This window comes from Streptomyces sp. NPDC059564, assembly GCF_042735575.1.
Taxonomy (GTDB): Bacteria; Actinomycetota; Actinomycetes; order Streptomycetales; family Streptomycetaceae; genus Streptomyces.
The window spans coordinates 1-15,044 of record NZ_JBHWBP010000175.1 but is presented as its reverse complement, the minus strand read 5'-3'; the positions used below and the strand labels follow the sequence as shown (position 1 = coordinate 15,044).

12 protein-coding genes and 1 riboswitch are annotated in these 15,044 nt (G+C 73.5%); of the genes, 3 read left to right on the top strand and 9 right to left on the bottom strand.

The window, feature by feature from the left end; genetic code table 11:
* Positions 1-122: 122 nt before the first annotated feature.
* From ACFV0Q_RS25580 to cobN, 5 genes are all read right to left on the bottom strand, one after another.
* Complete coding sequence (locus ACFV0Q_RS25580; protein WP_385008700.1) at positions 123-2,339, bottom strand: germacradienol/geosmin synthase; 2,217 nt, start codon at positions 2,337-2,339, stop codon at positions 123-125.
* Between the two features lie 203 nt (positions 2,340-2,542).
* Entirely contained in the window at positions 2,543-3,631 is a 1,089-nt protein-coding gene (locus ACFV0Q_RS25575; RefSeq protein ID WP_385008699.1) for a hypothetical protein, read from the bottom strand.
* Complete coding sequence (locus ACFV0Q_RS25570; RefSeq protein ID WP_385008698.1) at positions 3,628-4,212, bottom strand: RNA polymerase sigma factor; 585 nt, start codon at positions 4,210-4,212, stop codon at positions 3,628-3,630. Before ACFV0Q_RS25570 ends, ACFV0Q_RS25575 begins: the two co-directional genes overlap by 4 nt.
* A complete protein-coding gene (locus tag ACFV0Q_RS25565) occupies positions 4,209-4,460 on the bottom strand; it encodes a hypothetical protein (protein WP_385008697.1) in 252 nt (83 codons plus the stop codon). The genes ACFV0Q_RS25570 and ACFV0Q_RS25565 overlap by 4 nt, the downstream gene beginning before the upstream one ends.
* A 152-nt stretch (positions 4,461-4,612) precedes the next feature.
* A complete protein-coding gene (gene cobN / locus ACFV0Q_RS25560) occupies positions 4,613-8,236 on the bottom strand; it encodes a cobaltochelatase subunit CobN (protein WP_385008696.1) in 3,624 nt (1,207 codons plus the stop codon).
* A gap of 53 nt (positions 8,237-8,289) precedes the next feature.
* Positions 8,290-8,369, bottom strand: a riboswitch (cobalamin riboswitch).
* 424 nt (positions 8,370-8,793) lie between these two features.
* On the opposite strand from cobN, the gene cobG reads away from it, so the two are divergent.
* The 3 genes from cobG to ACFV0Q_RS25545 are packed head-to-tail and all read left to right on the top strand — an operon-like array spanning position 8,794 to position 12,225.
* Positions 8,794-10,083 carry a precorrin-3B synthase gene (gene cobG / locus ACFV0Q_RS25555; protein WP_385008695.1) on the top strand — a complete coding sequence of 430 codons (1,290 nt, stop codon included), beginning with the start codon at positions 8,794-8,796 and terminating at the stop codon, positions 10,081-10,083.
* 4 nt (positions 10,084-10,087) lie between these two features.
* Positions 10,088-10,735, top strand: a complete 648-nt coding sequence (locus tag ACFV0Q_RS25550; protein ID WP_266573264.1) for a precorrin-8X methylmutase — start codon at positions 10,088-10,090, stop codon at positions 10,733-10,735.
* The gene (locus ACFV0Q_RS25545) at positions 10,732-12,225 is read left to right on the top strand and encodes a precorrin-2 C(20)-methyltransferase (RefSeq protein ID WP_385008694.1); all 1,494 of its coding nucleotides are present in this window, start codon (positions 10,732-10,734) and stop codon (positions 12,223-12,225) included. The genes ACFV0Q_RS25550 and ACFV0Q_RS25545 overlap by 4 nt, the downstream gene beginning before the upstream one ends.
* 32 nt (positions 12,226-12,257) lie before the next feature.
* Here the strand turns inward: ACFV0Q_RS25545 and ACFV0Q_RS25540 are convergent, their stop codons facing one another.
* The 4 genes from ACFV0Q_RS25540 to cbiT form a co-directional block, all read right to left on the bottom strand.
* Positions 12,258-12,758 carry a hypothetical protein gene (locus ACFV0Q_RS25540; protein ID WP_385008693.1) on the bottom strand — a complete coding sequence of 167 codons (501 nt, stop codon included), beginning with the start codon at positions 12,756-12,758 and terminating at the stop codon, positions 12,258-12,260.
* A gap of 112 nt (positions 12,759-12,870) precedes the next feature.
* Positions 12,871-13,638 (bottom strand): cobalt-precorrin-6A reductase, encoded by a 768-nt coding sequence (locus ACFV0Q_RS25535; RefSeq protein WP_385008692.1) that lies wholly within the window; start codon positions 13,636-13,638, stop codon positions 12,871-12,873.
* Positions 13,628-14,377: a precorrin-4 C(11)-methyltransferase gene (cobM, locus tag ACFV0Q_RS25530; protein WP_385008691.1), complete on the bottom strand. Its 750-nt coding sequence runs from the start codon at positions 14,375-14,377 to the stop codon at positions 13,628-13,630. The genes ACFV0Q_RS25535 and cobM overlap by 11 nt, the downstream gene beginning before the upstream one ends.
* Positions 14,374-15,044 (bottom strand): precorrin-6Y C5,15-methyltransferase (decarboxylating) subunit CbiT (gene cbiT, locus ACFV0Q_RS25525; protein WP_385008690.1); only part of this gene is annotated, 671 nt, incomplete at its 5' end. The genes cobM and cbiT, both read right to left, overlap by 4 nt.

The following is a 15,044-nucleotide window of genomic DNA, read 5'->3' as shown; positions in this document are numbered from 1 at the left end:
GGCTGGAGCGGGCCGGCCGCCCAGTGACCGACTCGGTCCCCGGTCCTTTTCGGCCGGGGACCGGGACCGGGACTGGGACCGGGGGCGCGGCCCGGCCGGGCCGCGCCGCAGGGGTCAGGCGGTCAGGCGGGCAGGCCGATGCGGGCCGCCGACATGCCGAAGCCGGAGCTCCACACGCCGGTGGACAGCCCGTCGCCCAGCCGGTGCAGGTCCTCCTCGCGGTAACGGCGGCACTTCTGGTGCCAGTTGAGGATCCCGGACAGCCAGTCCTTCAGCTCCCCGACGTACGCGTCGAGCCCGGCGCGGGCCTCCGCGTCCAGCTTCCAGTCGTCGTACAGCAGCGGCAGCTGGTTCGCGACGATGTGCTCGAACTCCTCGGTGCGCTGGGTCATCAGGTCGTGGCAGATGTGCAGGGCCTCCGCGTAGCCGATGTCGAAGAAGTTCCGGGTGACGAGCACGTAGTTGTGCACCTCGCCCTCGACCTCCACCTCCTTCTGGTACGAGAAGACGTCGTTGATCATGCAGGCGGTGTCGGCCGCCGCGTTCTCCAGGGACCGGATGGTCCCCGAGCGGTAGATCTCCTCGGGGATGCCCCGGCCCGCCTGGCCGAGCCGGCACAGGTACATCGTCAGGTGCGACCCGAAGGTGTGGCGGCGCATCTCGGCGTAGTCCACCGGGTCCGGGATGCGGTTCTGGATCTGGTTCTCCATCTCCCACACCCAGCTCTCCAGCATGCTCACCAGCGTGGTCCGGAACTCGGCGCGGACCTCCGGGGTCATGTCCTTGCTGGTGCGCACCCACAGGTCGGCGAGTGAACGTTCCATCGCCGTGAGCGGCACGGGCTGTTCGGCGTGGTCGACCGGGATCATCGAGACGAGCCGGGCGGTGGTCGCCTTGGCCGCCGGGAGGTTCTTGGCCTGGGCGAACACCACCGGGTAGTAGTCGTCCCCGTACGTCCCCCAGGTCAGCCAGCACGCGTTCAGCAGCAGCGCCTCGGGGGTGGCGTCGGGGTCGATGCCGGCCGAGCAGAGCGCGAAGTCGTAGCCGCGCAGCTTCTCCTCGTTCCAGATCGCCGAGCCGGGATCGCCGGGCTGCGGGTCGATCAGGCCCATGCGGCGCGACCAGTCGACGGATCCCTCGCGGGCGTGGCCGACGTGCGGGCTGAGGGCGAGCTCGAACGGCATGTAGATGTCGGGGATGACGGACGGGCCCGTGCGTTCGAAGGGGACGTGGGTGAAGGAGCGGCGGCGCAAGTCCATCGACCGCCGGGTGAACAGGGAGCCCAGGTCGAGTGCGGTGGTGCCGAGGCCGCTGGGGAGGAAGGGCAGCGTGAGCGGGGCGGTGGCCTTGGCCCCCTTGTTCATGTAGCGGCTGGAGACCATGTGCCATGCGTGGCCGCCGGACTGCCAGTCCTGCAGGCCCTTGGCGTACGCGAGGACGGCCGCGATCTCCGCCGGGTTCATGGCGTGGTCGGCGAAGAGCTGGGGGAGTTCGGCGAGCGCCGTCTGCTCGAACTGCTGGAGGCGGGAGGTGAGCAGGTCGTTGGAGGCGTCGGCGGCCTCCTGGGTGGTGCAGCCGAGGAAGGTCTCCAGGACCAGGATGGCGTTGGAGAGTTCGCCCTCGTCGGCGACCTCGCGCTCGTAGGAGAAGATGTCGTTCCTGATGTGCACGGCGTCGGAGAAGGCGTCGCGCAGGACGCCCAGCGGCCGCGAGTGCGCCACGCGCGCCGGGACCTCGGCGGAGACGTACTCGATCAGTCCGGCGGACCAGGGGGCGCCGCCGACCTTGCGGCGCATCTCGATGTACTCGAGGGGGTTCGCCACCCGCCCGATGTTGATGTTGGCGAGCTCCCACATCGACTCGTTGAGCAGGTTCTCCGTCGACAGGGAGAACCGTTCCCGCCAGTCCATCGACATGGCCGGCACGGTCCGCGCCCACAGGTCGGCCAGCCCCGCCTCGACGGGGTTGGTGGCCTCGGGGAACCCGTCGGCGAGGTCCATCGGCATGAAGGCGGCCAGCTTGTCGAGGTACTCCTTGGCGCCGTCACGGTCCTGGGAGCGCTTGTACATCTCCAGGAAGTGGTCGTCGAAGAAGAAGACCCACACGTACCAGTCGGTGACCAGGGACAGGGCCTCGCTGTCGCAGTCGGGGTGCGTGTACGCGCAGAGCAGGGCGTAGTCGTGCGAGTCGAGGTCCTTCTCCTCCCAGACGCCGGAACCCTCCAGCATCCCGAGCTCGCGCGCCCACTGCTTGGTGTGGACCCTCGCGTCCTCCAGGTGGGGGTTCAGTCGCGCCGGATAAGGCACGTAGAAATCCGGCAGTTGAAACGGCTGCGTCACGGCAGGGCCGGCCTTTCGTCAAGGTGCGGGGGGCCGGTGGGCCCGGCCTCCCGCACGAGATCAGCAGTGCCCTACCCGTGGGACCGGTGGGATAAGGGGGAGTTCACTTCATCAGGTGACACGGGGGCGGTTCCGCGGGCGCCCGGGGGCCCCGGGGGATAGGGAGGGGGCTGCGGGCTTCGGCGGGAGCCCCCTCGCCGCCGTCACAGCATCGCGAACTCGCGGAATTGGGCGGTGCCCCCGCGGACGACCCAGATGGCACTGCCCGCCGGAGTCTCCACCGAACGCCGCTTGAGGTCGTCCAGGTCCAGGGCGGCCGGCCACCGCGTCCCGTACTCGGACCAGTACACGCCGCCCAGGTCGACGCCCTTCAGCTCGGCGGCGCGCAGGTCGGCGGTGGTGAAGTCGTTGAGGAACGTGAGCGCCGCGTCCTTGTCGAGCGGGGGCGGCTCCCGGCGCAGGACCAGGGCTATGGCCCGGCCGACCTGCTCGGCGCGGATGGCGACGAGGACTGACGCCAGGTGGGAGGCGAGCGCGGCGGCAGCCTCTTCGTCGTCGGAGAGGGCGGCGATCAGGCGGAGGGCGAGCGTGCGGGTGAGGTCGAGCACCTGGTTGAGGTCCTGCGCGCGGGCGCGGGCGGTGTCGAGACCGCGCGCGCGGGCGAGGTTGAGGTCGTGGGCGACGATGAGCTCGCGTACGAGGTCCCGGTCCTCCCGGCCCTCCCGGTCCCGGTTCGCGAGGAAACCGAGTTCGCCGATGGACCTGGCGGTCTCCAGGGCATGGAAGAGTTCGCGGTCCAGCTCCGGGTCGATGGTGAGGACGAAGTCGAAGTCGAGGTCGCGGGCCCGGGAGAGGTCGAGGACGAGGTCCTGGGCGAGGTCGATGGCTCGTTCGAGAATCAGGCGGCGGTCGTTGAGGTGCCGGGGGAGGTCAACGGCCTTGTCGAGGGCGCGGCCAGCCGCCGTGATCTCGGGGTTGGAGCGCAGGGCGAGGCGGTCGACCGGGCTGACCGAGTGGAAGAACTCCTCTGCCGGGGTCCGCATGCGCGAGGCCGGGGGCCGGTCGGCCGAGGGGGCGGCGGGCAGGATGGCGGTGAGCCCGGCCTCGGTGTCCAGGACGGCCTCCAGAGCTTCCTCGGCGTCGCCGTGACGGGACTGGACGAGGACCTCGCGCAGCCCGGCCTCGACGTCCAGGGCTTCGCCCAGCGCAGCGGCCAGAGCACGCCCGTGGTCACCGAACCACCGGTCCACGGCCTCGTCGCCGGGGTGCCCGGTCCCGTGGCGGCGGGTCACAGCTCCTCCTCCCGCGTCTCCAGGTAGGCGGCCGCGGCCAGGCGCGCCTTGCGCAGGTTGGCGCGTACGGTCTCGGCCGGCAGGCCCAGTTGGTCCGCGATGTCGCCCGGCGTGAAACCGGCCAGCGTCCAGGCCAGCACCTGGCGTTGCCTGGGCGGCAGGCTGCGCAACAGAGGGAGCACCCGGTGCCGGGCCTCCCACTCCGCGATGGCGTCCGGACGGGCCAGCAGCGACGTCGGCTCAGGAACCTCCTCCACGGGGTCCTCCTCCACACCGGCGACCCGGCGGACGAGCGCGCGCGAGGCGACCTTGTAGGCCCAGGCCTTGGGGGCGCGCAGGTCGCTCCAGCGCCGGTAGGCGGTGGTCATCGTCTCCTGGGCTATGTCGGAGGCGGTGTGCACACCGGCGCCCTGGTTGATCAGGAACGCCACCAGGGGGCGGATGGTGGTGCGGTAGAAGGCGGAGAACTCCGCGTCCGTCACCTGGCGCAGGAGGCGGCGCTCTTCCCGGGCGCCGGGCGCGTCGGCCGGCAGGGCCGTCGCAGGCAGGTCCGTACGGTCCAGGGGGTCGTGGTCGTTCACGCCGCCCGGTCCTCCGTGCGCGCCGGGGCGGGGGTGATCTTCACGCGGAGGCGGTGGCCGTGGCCGCGCTGGTCGTCGAGTTCCAGCCCGGCGCCGGTGTCCAGGGCCTCTGTCACCCCGAGGAGGTAACGGTGCCGGGCGTGTTCGTGACGTGCGCGCCAGCGCAGCCGCAGCCACAGCGCCAGCAGGGTGCGCGCTGTGGCGATGGCGATCGATCCGATGGTGATGGCCGTGGTCGCGGTGTCCATCGGGGTCCCCTTCCCCTGGAAGTGGCGGCCCGGAACGGGCCCTCACCGAGTAAGAGGCCGGGCGGGCCTTGATCGTGAACTTCGCGGGGACGGCGGATGCCCCCGCCCCTGGGGAGGGGAGGGGGCATCAGGTCGGGAGGGGGCGGGTGTTGTTACTCCGACTCGCCTTCGAGGTTGCCCTCCGTGTCCAGGTAGACCTGGCGGAGGGATTCGAGGATCTGGGGGTCCGGCTTTTCCCACATGCCGCGGGATTCGGCTTCCAGGAGGCGTTCCGCGATGCCGTGGAGGGCCCAGGGGTTGGCCTCCTCCAGGAAGGCGCGGTTCGTGGGGTCCAGGACGTAGGTTTCCGTCAGCTTGTCGTACATCCAGTCCGCGACCACGCCCGTCGTGGCGTCGTAGCCGAAGAGGTAGTCGACCGTCGCGGCGAGCTCGAAGGCGCCCTTGTAGCCGTGGCGGCGCATCGCCTCGATCCACTTGGGGTTCACGACACGCGCGCGGAAGACGCGGCTGGTCTCCTCGACCAGCGTGCGGGTCTTGACCGTCTCGGGGCGCGTCGAGTCGCCGATGTACGCCTCGGGGGCCGTGCCGCGCAGGGCGCGGACCGTGGCCACCATGCCGCCGTGGTACTGGAAGTAGTCGTCCGAGTCCGCGATGTCGTGCTCGCGCGTGTCGGTGTTCTTCGCGGCGACCGTGATCCGCTTGTACGCCGACTCCATCTCGGTGCGGGCCGGGCGTCCTTCGAGGCCGCGGCCGTAGGCGTACCCGCCCCACACCGTGTAGACCTCCGCGAGGTCGGCGTCCGTGCGCCAGTCGCGCGAGTCGATCAGCTGGAGGATGCCCGCCCCGTAGGTACCCGGGCGCGAGCCGAAGATACGGGTCGTCGCGCGGCGCTCGTCACCGTGCTCGGCCAGGTCCGCCTGGGCGTGGGCCCGGACGAAGTTCTGGTCGGCCGGCTCGTCCAGCGAAGCCGCGAGACGGACCGCGTCGTCCAGGAGGCCGATGACGTGCGGGAACGCGTCCCGGAAGAAGCCCGAGATGCGGAGCGTCACGTCGATGCGGGGGCGGCCCAGTTCGGACAGCGGGACCGCCTCGATGCCCGTGACGCGGCGCGAGGCCTCGTCCCAGACCGGGCGGACGCCCAGCAGCGCCAGGGCCTCCGCCACGTCGTCGCCGGAGGTGCGCATCGCGCTCGTGCCCCACAGCGACAGGCCCACGGAGGCCGGCCATGCGCCGTCGTTGTCGGTGCGGTAGCGGGTCAGGAGGGAGTCGGCCAGGGCCTGGCCCGTCTCCCACGCCAGGCGGGAGGGGACGGCCTTCGGGTCGACCGAGTAGAAGTTCCGGCCGGTGGGGAGGACGTTGACCAGGCCGCGGAGGGGGGAGCCGGAGGGGCCGGCCGGGACGAACGAGCCGTCCAGGGCGCTGACCACGTGGGTGATCTCGTCCGTGGTGCCCGCCAGGCGCGGGACGACCTCGCGGGCCGCGAAGGCCAGGACGTCCGCCACCGCGGCGGGGTGGCCCTCCGCCACGGCGGCGACCGCGTCCGCGGACCAGGCGGCGTCCTCCATCGCCTGGACCAGGGCGCGGGCCGTCTCCTCGACGGCGTCCGCCGAGGTGCGCGTCGCCGCGGACTCGTCCAGCCCGAGGGCCTCGCGCAGGCCGGGCAGGGCCGTCGTACCGCCCCAGATCTGGCGGGCGCGCAGGATCGCGAGGACCAGGTTGACGCGGGCCGCGCCGGTGGGCGCGCCGCCGAGGACGTGCAGGCCGTCGCGGATCTGCGCGTCCTTGACCTCGCACAGCCAGCCGTCGACGTGGAGGAGGAAGTCGTCGAAGCCGTCGTCGTCCGGGCGCTCTTCGAGACCCAGGTCGTGGTCGAGCTTCGCCGCCTGGATCAAGGTCCAGATCTGGGCGCGGATGGCGGGCAGTTTGGACGGGTCCATCGCGGAGATCTGCGCGTACTCGTCCAGGTGCTGCTCCAGGCGCGCGATGTCGCCGTACGACTCCGCGCGGGCCATCGGCGGCACCAGGTGGTCGACCAGGGTGGCGTGCACCCGGCGCTTGGCCTGGGTGCCCTCGCCCGGGTCGTTGACCAGGAACGGGTAGATGAGGGGGAGGTCGCCGAGCGCGGCGTCCGGGGCGCAGGAGGCGGACAGGCCCGCGTTCTTGCCCGGCAGCCATTCGAGGTTGCCGTGCTTGCCCAGGTGGATCATCGCGTCGGCGCCGAAGCCGCCGTCCTCCGCGCGCGCCTGGATCCAGCGGTACGCGGCCAGGTAGTGGTGCGAGGGCGGCAGGTCCGGGTCGTGGTAGATCGCGATCGGGTTCTCACCGAAGCCGCGCGGGGGCTGGATGAGGACGAGGAGGTTCCCGCGGCGCAGGGCCGCCAGGACGATGTCGCCCTCGGGGTTGGCGGAGCGGTCCACGAACATGTTGCCCGGGGCCTCGCCCCAGTGCTCGGTGACGCTGTCGCGCAGTTCGGCGGGCAGCTGCGCGAACCAGCGGCGGTAGTCGGCCGCCGGGATGCGGACCGGGTTGCGGGCCAGCTGCTCCTCGGTCAGCCAGTCCTGGTCGTGGCCGCCGGCCTCGATCAGGGCGCGGATCAGCTCGTCGCCGTCGCCGGAGACCAGGCCGGGGATGTCCTCGACGGGACCGAAGTCGTAGCCGCCCGCGATGAGCGTGCGCAGCAGTTCCACGGCGCTGGCCGGGGTGTCGAGGCCGACCGCGTTGCCGATGCGGGAGTGCTTGGTGGGGTACGCGGACAGGACGAGGGCGATCTTCTTGTCGCGGCGCTCGATGTGGCGCAGCCGGGCGTGGCGCACGGCGATGCCGGCGACGCGGGCGGCCCGCTCGGGGTCGGCGACGTAGGCGGGCAGGCCGTCCTCGTCGATCTCCTTGAAGGAGAACGGCACGGTGATCAGGCGGCCGTCGAACTCCGGGACCGCGACCTGGGTGGCGGCGTCGAGGGGGGAAAGGCCCTCGTCGTTCTCCTCCCAGGTGCTGCGGGAACCGGTCAGGCACAGCGCCTGGAGGATCGGCACGCCGAGCGCGGCGAGGGCGCCCGCGTCCCAGGACTCGTCGTCACCGCCGGCCGAGGCGGTGGCGGGGCGGGTGCCGCCGGCGGCGAGGACGGTGGTGACGATCGCGTCGACGCCCTCCAGCTCGGCGAGCAGGGCCGGCTCCGGGGTGCGCAGGGAGGAGACGTAGAGGGGGACGGGCTGGGCGTCCTTGGCCTCGATGGCCTCGCACAGGGCGTGCACGAAGGCGGTGTTGCCGCTCATCTGGTGGGCGCGGTAGTACAGCACGGCGACGCGGGGGCCGCCGTTGTCGCGGCCCGGAGTGCGGTCCAGGTGGCCCCAGGTGGGGGAGGCCGCCGGGGGCTCGAAGCCGTGGCCGGTGAGGAGGACCGTGTCCGACAGGAAGCGGGCCAGCTGACCGAGGTTGGCGGGGCCGCCGTGCGCGAGGTAGCCGTGCGCCTCGGCGGCGATGCCGATGGGGACCGTGGAGGCCTCCATCAGCTGCGCGTCGGGGGCCTGTTCGCCGGTCAGGACCACGACCGGGCGGGTCTGGCCGGGGGCCAGCAGCAGGTCGAGGCCGTCCTGCCAGGCGCGGAGGCCGCCGAGGAGGCGTACGACGACGAGGCCGACTCCGTCGAGGAGGCCGGGGAGGTCGTCGAGGGGAAGGCGGGAGGGGTTCGCGAACCGGTACGGGACGGGGCCGTCCGCCGTGTTCGCGGCGCGAGCGCTGAGCAGATCGGTGTCGGACGTCGACAGCAGCAGGATCATGCGGCGGCAGGCCTTCCTCGGGGTTTCCGCGCCCCGGGCAGTGAGGACGGCGGGAGTTCCTGACTCACCCCGGCGGGTTGCTCCGCGGGGTTCACAGTGGCGGGACCGCGCCGGAATCGCACCGGGCTTCCTCCCATGTCGCCGTCCTCGGCGATGACGGGCCGAGTGGCCTGTCGGGAGGTCATCTTAGGCGTTGTCCCTGGCCGGGAGGGAGGGTGGGTTCGCTGCGGGTTCGCTGCGGTTCGCTGCGCGGGTGGGGTGGGGTGGCTGGGTGGTCCCGCGCGGCGCCGTTGCCCGGGGCTCCGCCCCGGGGCGCCTCAATCGCCGGCGGGGCTGGAGGTGGCCCCCGGTGCCGGGGTGGGGTGCCGTCCGGGGCGGGCATGATGTACGGCGCCCTGTCCGAGCCGGTCCTGCGGAGCGGCGCCGCGCGCCAACACATCACGTTTCAGCCCCGGCCGACACCCCACCCCGGCACCGCCCCCGGCGCGGGAGCGGGGGAGGGGAGGGTGGCGTCGGACACAGGTCGGGGGCGGGGAATCGTGGGTATGCTCGCGGCCATGCCCCAGCCCCCTTCCGCCGCATCGCGGGACGAACCCGTCATACGGGTACGCGGCGACGCCTGCCCCGGCGCGCTGCGCCTGCACGCGGCGGACGACGGGTTCCTGGCGCGGGTCCGGATCCCCGGCGGGCTCCTCGACGGCGCGGCCGCTCTCGTGCTGGCCGACGCCGCGGACCGGCTCGGCGACGGGCACCTCGACCTCACCTCGCGCGGCAACGCGCAGCTGCGCGGTCTCGGCGAAAGCTGTGGCGGAGAGCTCGCGGAGCTGCTGGGCCGCGCCGGGCTGCTTCCCGCGCCCTCCCACGAGCGCATCCGCAATGTCGTCGCGTCCCCGATGGCGGGTCTGGACCGAGCGGGTCGGGTGGATGTCTCGGCGTGGGTGGTCGAGTTGGATCGGCTGTTGTGTGCCGAACCGGACGCGGCCGGGCTTTCAGGTCGTTTTCTCTTCGCCCTCGACGATGGCCGTGGGGATGTGGCCGGCCTCGACGGTGACGTCACCTTGCTCGCGGGTGGCGAGGGGGCCTTGTTGTGGACCGCCGGTGCCGTGGAGGGTGTTCGCGTCGCGGGTGTCGATGCTCCCCGCGCCGCGTTGGTTGCCGCCGGGTACTTCCTCGACGCCGCCCGGGCGGCCGGTACCCGGGCCTGGCGCGTGGGTGAGCTGCCCCCCGAACATGCCCTGAGTGTGCGGGTGTTGAGGGATCGGCTGGCCGGCGCCGGGATTTCGGGGCGGGTGGAGCGCGTGTCGGTGCCCGCCGTCGGCGAAGGGCCCGAGCCCGGGCTCGTGTGGGGGCGCGGGGAGAGTGCCGCGCTGTCCGTCGTCGCCCCCCTCGGGCGGCTGAGCAGTGGGCAGTGGCGGCTGCTGGCCGGGCTCAGCGGGCGGATGCGGCTGACTCCCTGGCGGGGGGTCGTCGTTCCCGGGATGACGGAGCGTACGGCCCGGCGTGCGCTTGGTGAGCTTGCCGGTGCCGGGCTCGTCGTCTCTCCCGATGATCCCTGGCGGGCCGTCACCGCCTGTACCGGGCGGCCCGGTTGCGGCAAGGCGCTGGCCGATGTGCGAGCCGACGCGAGCGGCCTCGTCACGCGGGCGCCCGGGCCGTTGCCCGTGCACTGGTCCGGGTGCGAGCGGCGGTGCGGGCATCCTCGGGGTACCGCCTGGGTGGACCTGGTCGCCACTCCGGACGGGTACGAGATCTCCGCGCCCGGGCGGCCCACCGCACTGGCCGCGCAATCAGACCTGGCGGCGGCCCTCACGGCCGCGCGCAGCACCACCCCATCCCCGTCGCAGTGAAGAAATGAGCGAGTACACCGTGTTCGAGTACGAGAAGGACGGCGCCGCGATCTACCGCCAGTCCTTTGCCACGATCCGCGCCGAGGCGGACCTCTCCGGGCTGCCCGCCTCCGTCGCCCAGGTCGCGGTGCGGATGATTCACGCCTGTGGGATGACCGATCTGCCCCGGGATCTTGGATACACCTCCGATGTCGTGCTGCGGGCGCGCGCCGCCTTGCGGGCGGGTGCGCCGATCCTGTGCGACGTGCAGATGGTCGCCAGTGGGGTCACCCGCAAGCGGCTCCCCGCCGGGAACGATGTTGTTTGTACTCTTTCCGACCCGGCCGTGCCGGAGCTCGCCGCGAAGATGGGCACCACGCGCAGCGCCGCCGCGCTCGAAGTGTGGCGTGACCGAGGGCTGTTGGAGGGCTCCGTCATCGCCGTCGGCAATGCGCCGACCGCGCTGTTCCGGCTGCTGGAGATGATCGAGGAGGGCGCTCCGCGCCCCGCCGCCGTCATCGGCGTGCCCGTGGGCTTCATCGGTGCCGCCGAGTCCAAGGACGCCCTCGCCGCCCACCCCTCGGGCCTGGACCACCTGATCGTGCGGGGCCGGCGCGGGGGCAGCGCCATCGCGGCCGCCGCCGTCAACGCGATCGCGAGCGAGGAAGAATGAGCACCGTCAAGGGCAAGCTGTACGGGGTCGGGCTCGGGCCCGGCGATCCCTCCCTGATGACCCTGCGGGCCGTGGAGGTCATCGCGGCGGCCGATGTCGTCGCCTACCACAGTGCCCGGCACGGCCGGTCCATCGCCCGCTCGATCGCCGCCAAGCACCTGCGCTCCGATCATGTCGAGGAGCCGCTGGTCTACCCCGTCACCACCGAGACCACCGATCACCCCGGGGGATACCAGGGGGCGATGGAGGAGTTCTACGAGGCCGCCGCGGCCCGCCTCGCCGCCCATCTGGACGCCGGCCGCACCGTGGCTGTGCTCGCGGAGGGCGACCCGCTCTTCTACAGCTCGTACATGCACATGCACAAGCGTCTCGCGGACCGCTACGAGAACGAGGTGATCCCCGGCGTCACCTCCGTGAGCGCCGCCGCCGCCCGGCTCGGCACCCCGCTCGTCGAGGGCGAGGAGGTGCTGACGATCCTGCCCGGCACCCTGCCCGAGGAGGAGCTCACCGCGCGCCTCGCCGCCACCGACTCGGCGGTCGTGATGAAGCTCGGCCGGACCTTCCCCGCCGTCCGGCGGGCGATGGAGGGCAGCGGCCGGCTCGCCGAGGCCCGGTACGTCGAGCGCGCGACGATGGAGGGGGAGCGCACCGGAGTCCTCGCGGACACCGACCCCGAGAGCGTCCCGTACTTCGCCGTCGCCGTCGTGCCCAGCCGGATCGGCAACCCCGGCAGCGTGCCCTCCGGCCCCGGGGAGGTCGCGGTCGTCGGCACCGGGCCCGCCGGGCCGCTGTGGCTGACCGCCGAGACCCGGCGGGCGCTGGCCGACGCCGAGGTCCTGGTCGGGTACACGACCTACCTGGACCGGGTGCCGGTCAAGCCGGGCCAGGTGCGGCACGGCTCCGACAACAAGGTGGAGTCCGAGCGGGCCGAGTTCGCCCTCGACCTCGCCCGGCGCGGGCAGCGGGTGGCCGTGGTCTCCGGCGGCGACCCCGGGGTCTTCGCCATGGCCACCGCCGTCCTGGAAGTGGCGGGCCAGCCCGAGTACGAGGACGTGCCGGTACGGGTCCTGCCGGGGGTGACGGCGGCCAACGCGGCGGCCGCCGCGGCCGGGGCCCCGCTCGGCCACGACTACGCCACCATCTCGCTCTCCGACCGGCTCAAGCCGTGGGAGGTCATCGCCGAGCGGCTGCGCGCCGCGGCCGCCGCCGACCTGGTGCTCGCCCTGTACAACCCGGGCTCGCGCAGCCGGACCTGGCAGGTGGCGCAGGCCAAGGAGCTGCTGCTGGAGCTGCGTTCCCCGCTGACCCCCGTGGTCGTCGCCCGGGACGTGGGCGGCCCGGAGCAGTCGGTGCGCATCCTCACCCTGGAGGCGCTGGAGCCGGCCGAGGTCGACATGCGCACGATCCTGCTGATCGGCTCCTCGCAGACCCGCGTCACCGAGCGGCCCGACGGCTCGCGGGTGACGTGGACCCCGCGCCGCTACGGGTGACCGTGGCGGGCTGGACTCCCCGGCCGGGGAGTTCAGCCCGCGCAGCCCGTCAGGGCGTCCGCGCAGCCGCGTACCGCCTCGGGCTCCAGGGTGAGCAGCTGCCAGGACAGGACTCCGGCCGGGGGCGAGTCGTCCTGCGGGGTGCCCTCGACGTGCGCGGTCACCGGCGCTCCCGCCGGGAGGTTGACCCGGGTGACCTCCCCGGTGGTACACGCCACGTCGAACGTGCGGTCGCTGGGAGCGCCCTCCCGCGACAGGACGAGGGTGACGCGGGCGCTCTCCTCGCTGTCGCAGGCGATGTCGAAGCGGTACGGGCGTTCCCCGCCGGTCTCCAGGCTCTTCTCCAGTCCGGCGGCCAGGAAACCGGTGCCGCGCATCGTCACCCGGCCCGTCCCGGTGTCCTTGCCCAGGCTCTCGTCGGCCCGCTGGAGTGCGTCGTCGGGCTCCCACCCTCTGGGGGTTTCTTTCTGGCCGCATCCGGTGACGAGCGCCGTGACGGCGAGGACCAGGGCCAGGGAGTGACGTATCCGCATTCCCTCAGCCTAGAGGGTGCGGCCCGCGGGTCGGCCGACCGGTGGGACTGCGCGGTTCAGGACCTTCGGCCCGGGCCGAACGGCCTGCGCGGGAAAGGGCTTCGGGCCGCTCTCACGTCGGGCCGTCCTGGTGGAGCCAGCGCAGGGCCGCCTCCACCGACGGGGCCTCGGCGACCCCCGCCGGGACCGCGGGGCGGCGTACGACCAGGACCGGGATCCCGGCCTCACGGGCGGCGGTGAGCTTGGGGGCCGTCGCCGAGCCGCCGCTGTCCTTGGTGACCAGCACGTCGATCCGGTGCCGGGCGAGCAGCTCCCGCTCGTCCTCCAGGGCGAACGGGCCCCGCTCCAGCAGCACTTCCAGCCGCGGCGGCACCGGCCCCGTCGGCGGGTCCACCGAACGCACCAGGAACCAGGGGTCGGCGAGGTGCGCGAAGGAGTGCAGGCCCATCCGGCCGGTGGTCAGGAAGACCCGGCCGGCGCCCGGTCCGGGCAGCAGCGCGGCGGCCCCCTCGAGGGAGTCCGCGAAGGTCCAGGCGTCGCCCGGACCGGGACTCCAGCCGGGGCGCCGCAGCGCCAGCAGCGGCACGCCCGTGAGCGCCCCGGCCTCGGAGGCGTGGAAGCTCATCCGCTCCGCGAACGGGTGGGTGGCGTCCACGACGTGGGTGACGTCGTGGGTGATGATCCAGCCGGCCAGCCCGACGACGCCGCCGAAGCCGCCGATCCGGCTCTCGCCCGGCGGCAGGACGGGCGCCGCGACCCGGCCCGCGAGGGAGGTCGTCACCCGGTACGAGGCGTCGTGCTCCAGGGCCTCCGCCAGGCGGCGGGCCTCCGTGGTGCCGCCCAGGATCAGGACGTGCGCCCGGGCCCGGTCAGCAGACATGCCGGTCGCGTTCGGGGGAGTACAGGTGGCTGTCGCGGAACTGCTCCGCCCCCAGGGTCCGGCCCACGATGATGACGGCGGTGCGCACCAGCCCCGCCTCCTTCACCTGCGGCGCGATGTCGGCCAGGGTGCCGCGCAGGATCAGCTCGTCGGGGCGGCTGGCCATCGCGACGACCGCCACCGGGCACTCGGCGCCGTAGTGCGGCAGCAGTTCGTCCACGACCCGGTCGACGTACCGGGTGGCCAGGTGCAGCACCAGCAGCGCCCCGCTGCGGCCCAGCGTGGCCAGGTCCTCGCCGGGCGGCATCGGCGTCGCCTGCTGGGAGATCCGGGTCAGGATCACGGTCTGGCCGACCGTGGGGACGGTCAGCTCCCGCTTGAGGGCGGCCGCCGCCGCGGCGAAGGCCGGGACGCCCGGGACCACCTCGTACGGGATCCCCTCCGCGTCCAGGCGGCGCATCTGCTCGGCGACCGCGCTGAACACCGAGGGGTCGCCCGAATGCAGCCGCGCCACGTCCCGGCCCGCCGCGTGGGCCCGTACGTACTCGGCGGTGATCTCGTCCAGGGTCAGCCCGGAGGTGTCGACCAGCCGGGCGTCCGGCGGGCACTCCGCGAGGAGTTCGCGGGGGACCAGGCTGCCCGCGTACAGGCAGACGGGGGCGGCGGCCAGGGTCCGGGCACCGCGGACCGTGATCAGGTCGGCGGCGCCGGGGCCCGCTCCGATGAAGTACACGGTCATGTCTGATCCTTCTCCTTGGTAACCGACCATTGGGTGACGGGCATCGCCTGCCGCCAGCCCGTGAACCCGCCGACCGCTGTGGCGTGCGAGACGGCCAGCTTCACCAGTTCGCCGCCGAGGCGCCGGTAGCGTTCCGCGAGCACCGCCTCCGACTCCAGGGTGACGGTGTTGACGACGAGGCGGCCGCCGGGGGCCAGCGCCGACCAGGCGGCGTCCAGCAGCCCGGGCGCGGTGAGGCCGCCGCCGATGAACACCGCGTCGGGCGCGGGGAGTCCGTCCAGGGCCGCCGGGGCGGCGCCGACGACCACGCGCAGGCCGGGGACGCCGAGCGCGGCCGCGTTGCGGGTGATGCGGGCGGCCCGCGCCGGGACGCGCTCCACCGTCACGGCGCGGCAGGAGGGGTGCGTACGCATCCACTCGATGCCGATGGAGCCGGAGCCGCCGCCGATGTCCCAGAGCAGCTCGCCGGGGGCCGGGGCCAGCGCGCACAGGGTCGCGGCGCGGACGTGCCGCTTCGTGAGCTGGCCGTCGTGCTCGTACGCGGCGTCGGGCAGGCCGGGCGTCGCGCCGAGCCGGGGCGCCGGATGGGCGCGGTCGCGGCGGCAGTCGACGGCGACCACGTTGAGGGGGTCGCCCGGCGGGTGCTCCCACCGGGCGGCCGTGCCCT

Bases quoted from the DNA above. Each gene is read 5' to 3' on its own strand.
- ACFV0Q_RS25565 (WP_385008697.1), bottom strand. From the start codon at position 4,460: ATGGACACCGCGACCACGGCCATCACCATCGGATCGATCGCCATCGCC.
- cobN (WP_385008696.1), bottom strand. From the start codon at position 8,236: ATGATCCTGCTGCTGTCGACGTCCGACACCGATCTGCTCAGCGCTCGC.
- cobG (WP_385008695.1), top strand. From the start codon at position 8,794: ATGCCCCAGCCCCCTTCCGCCGCATCGCGGGACGAACCCGTCATACGG.
- ACFV0Q_RS25550 (WP_266573264.1), top strand. From the start codon at position 10,088: ATGAGCGAGTACACCGTGTTCGAGTACGAGAAGGACGGCGCCGCGATC.
- ACFV0Q_RS25545 (WP_385008694.1), top strand. From the start codon at position 10,732: ATGAGCACCGTCAAGGGCAAGCTGTACGGGGTCGGGCTCGGGCCCGGC.
- ACFV0Q_RS25540 (WP_385008693.1), bottom strand. From the start codon at position 12,758: ATGCGGATACGTCACTCCCTGGCCCTGGTCCTCGCCGTCACGGCGCTC.
- ACFV0Q_RS25535 (WP_385008692.1), bottom strand. From the start codon at position 13,638: ATGTCTGCTGACCGGGCCCGGGCGCACGTCCTGATCCTGGGCGGCACC.
- cobM (WP_385008691.1), bottom strand. From the start codon at position 14,377: ATGACCGTGTACTTCATCGGAGCGGGCCCCGGCGCCGCCGACCTGATC.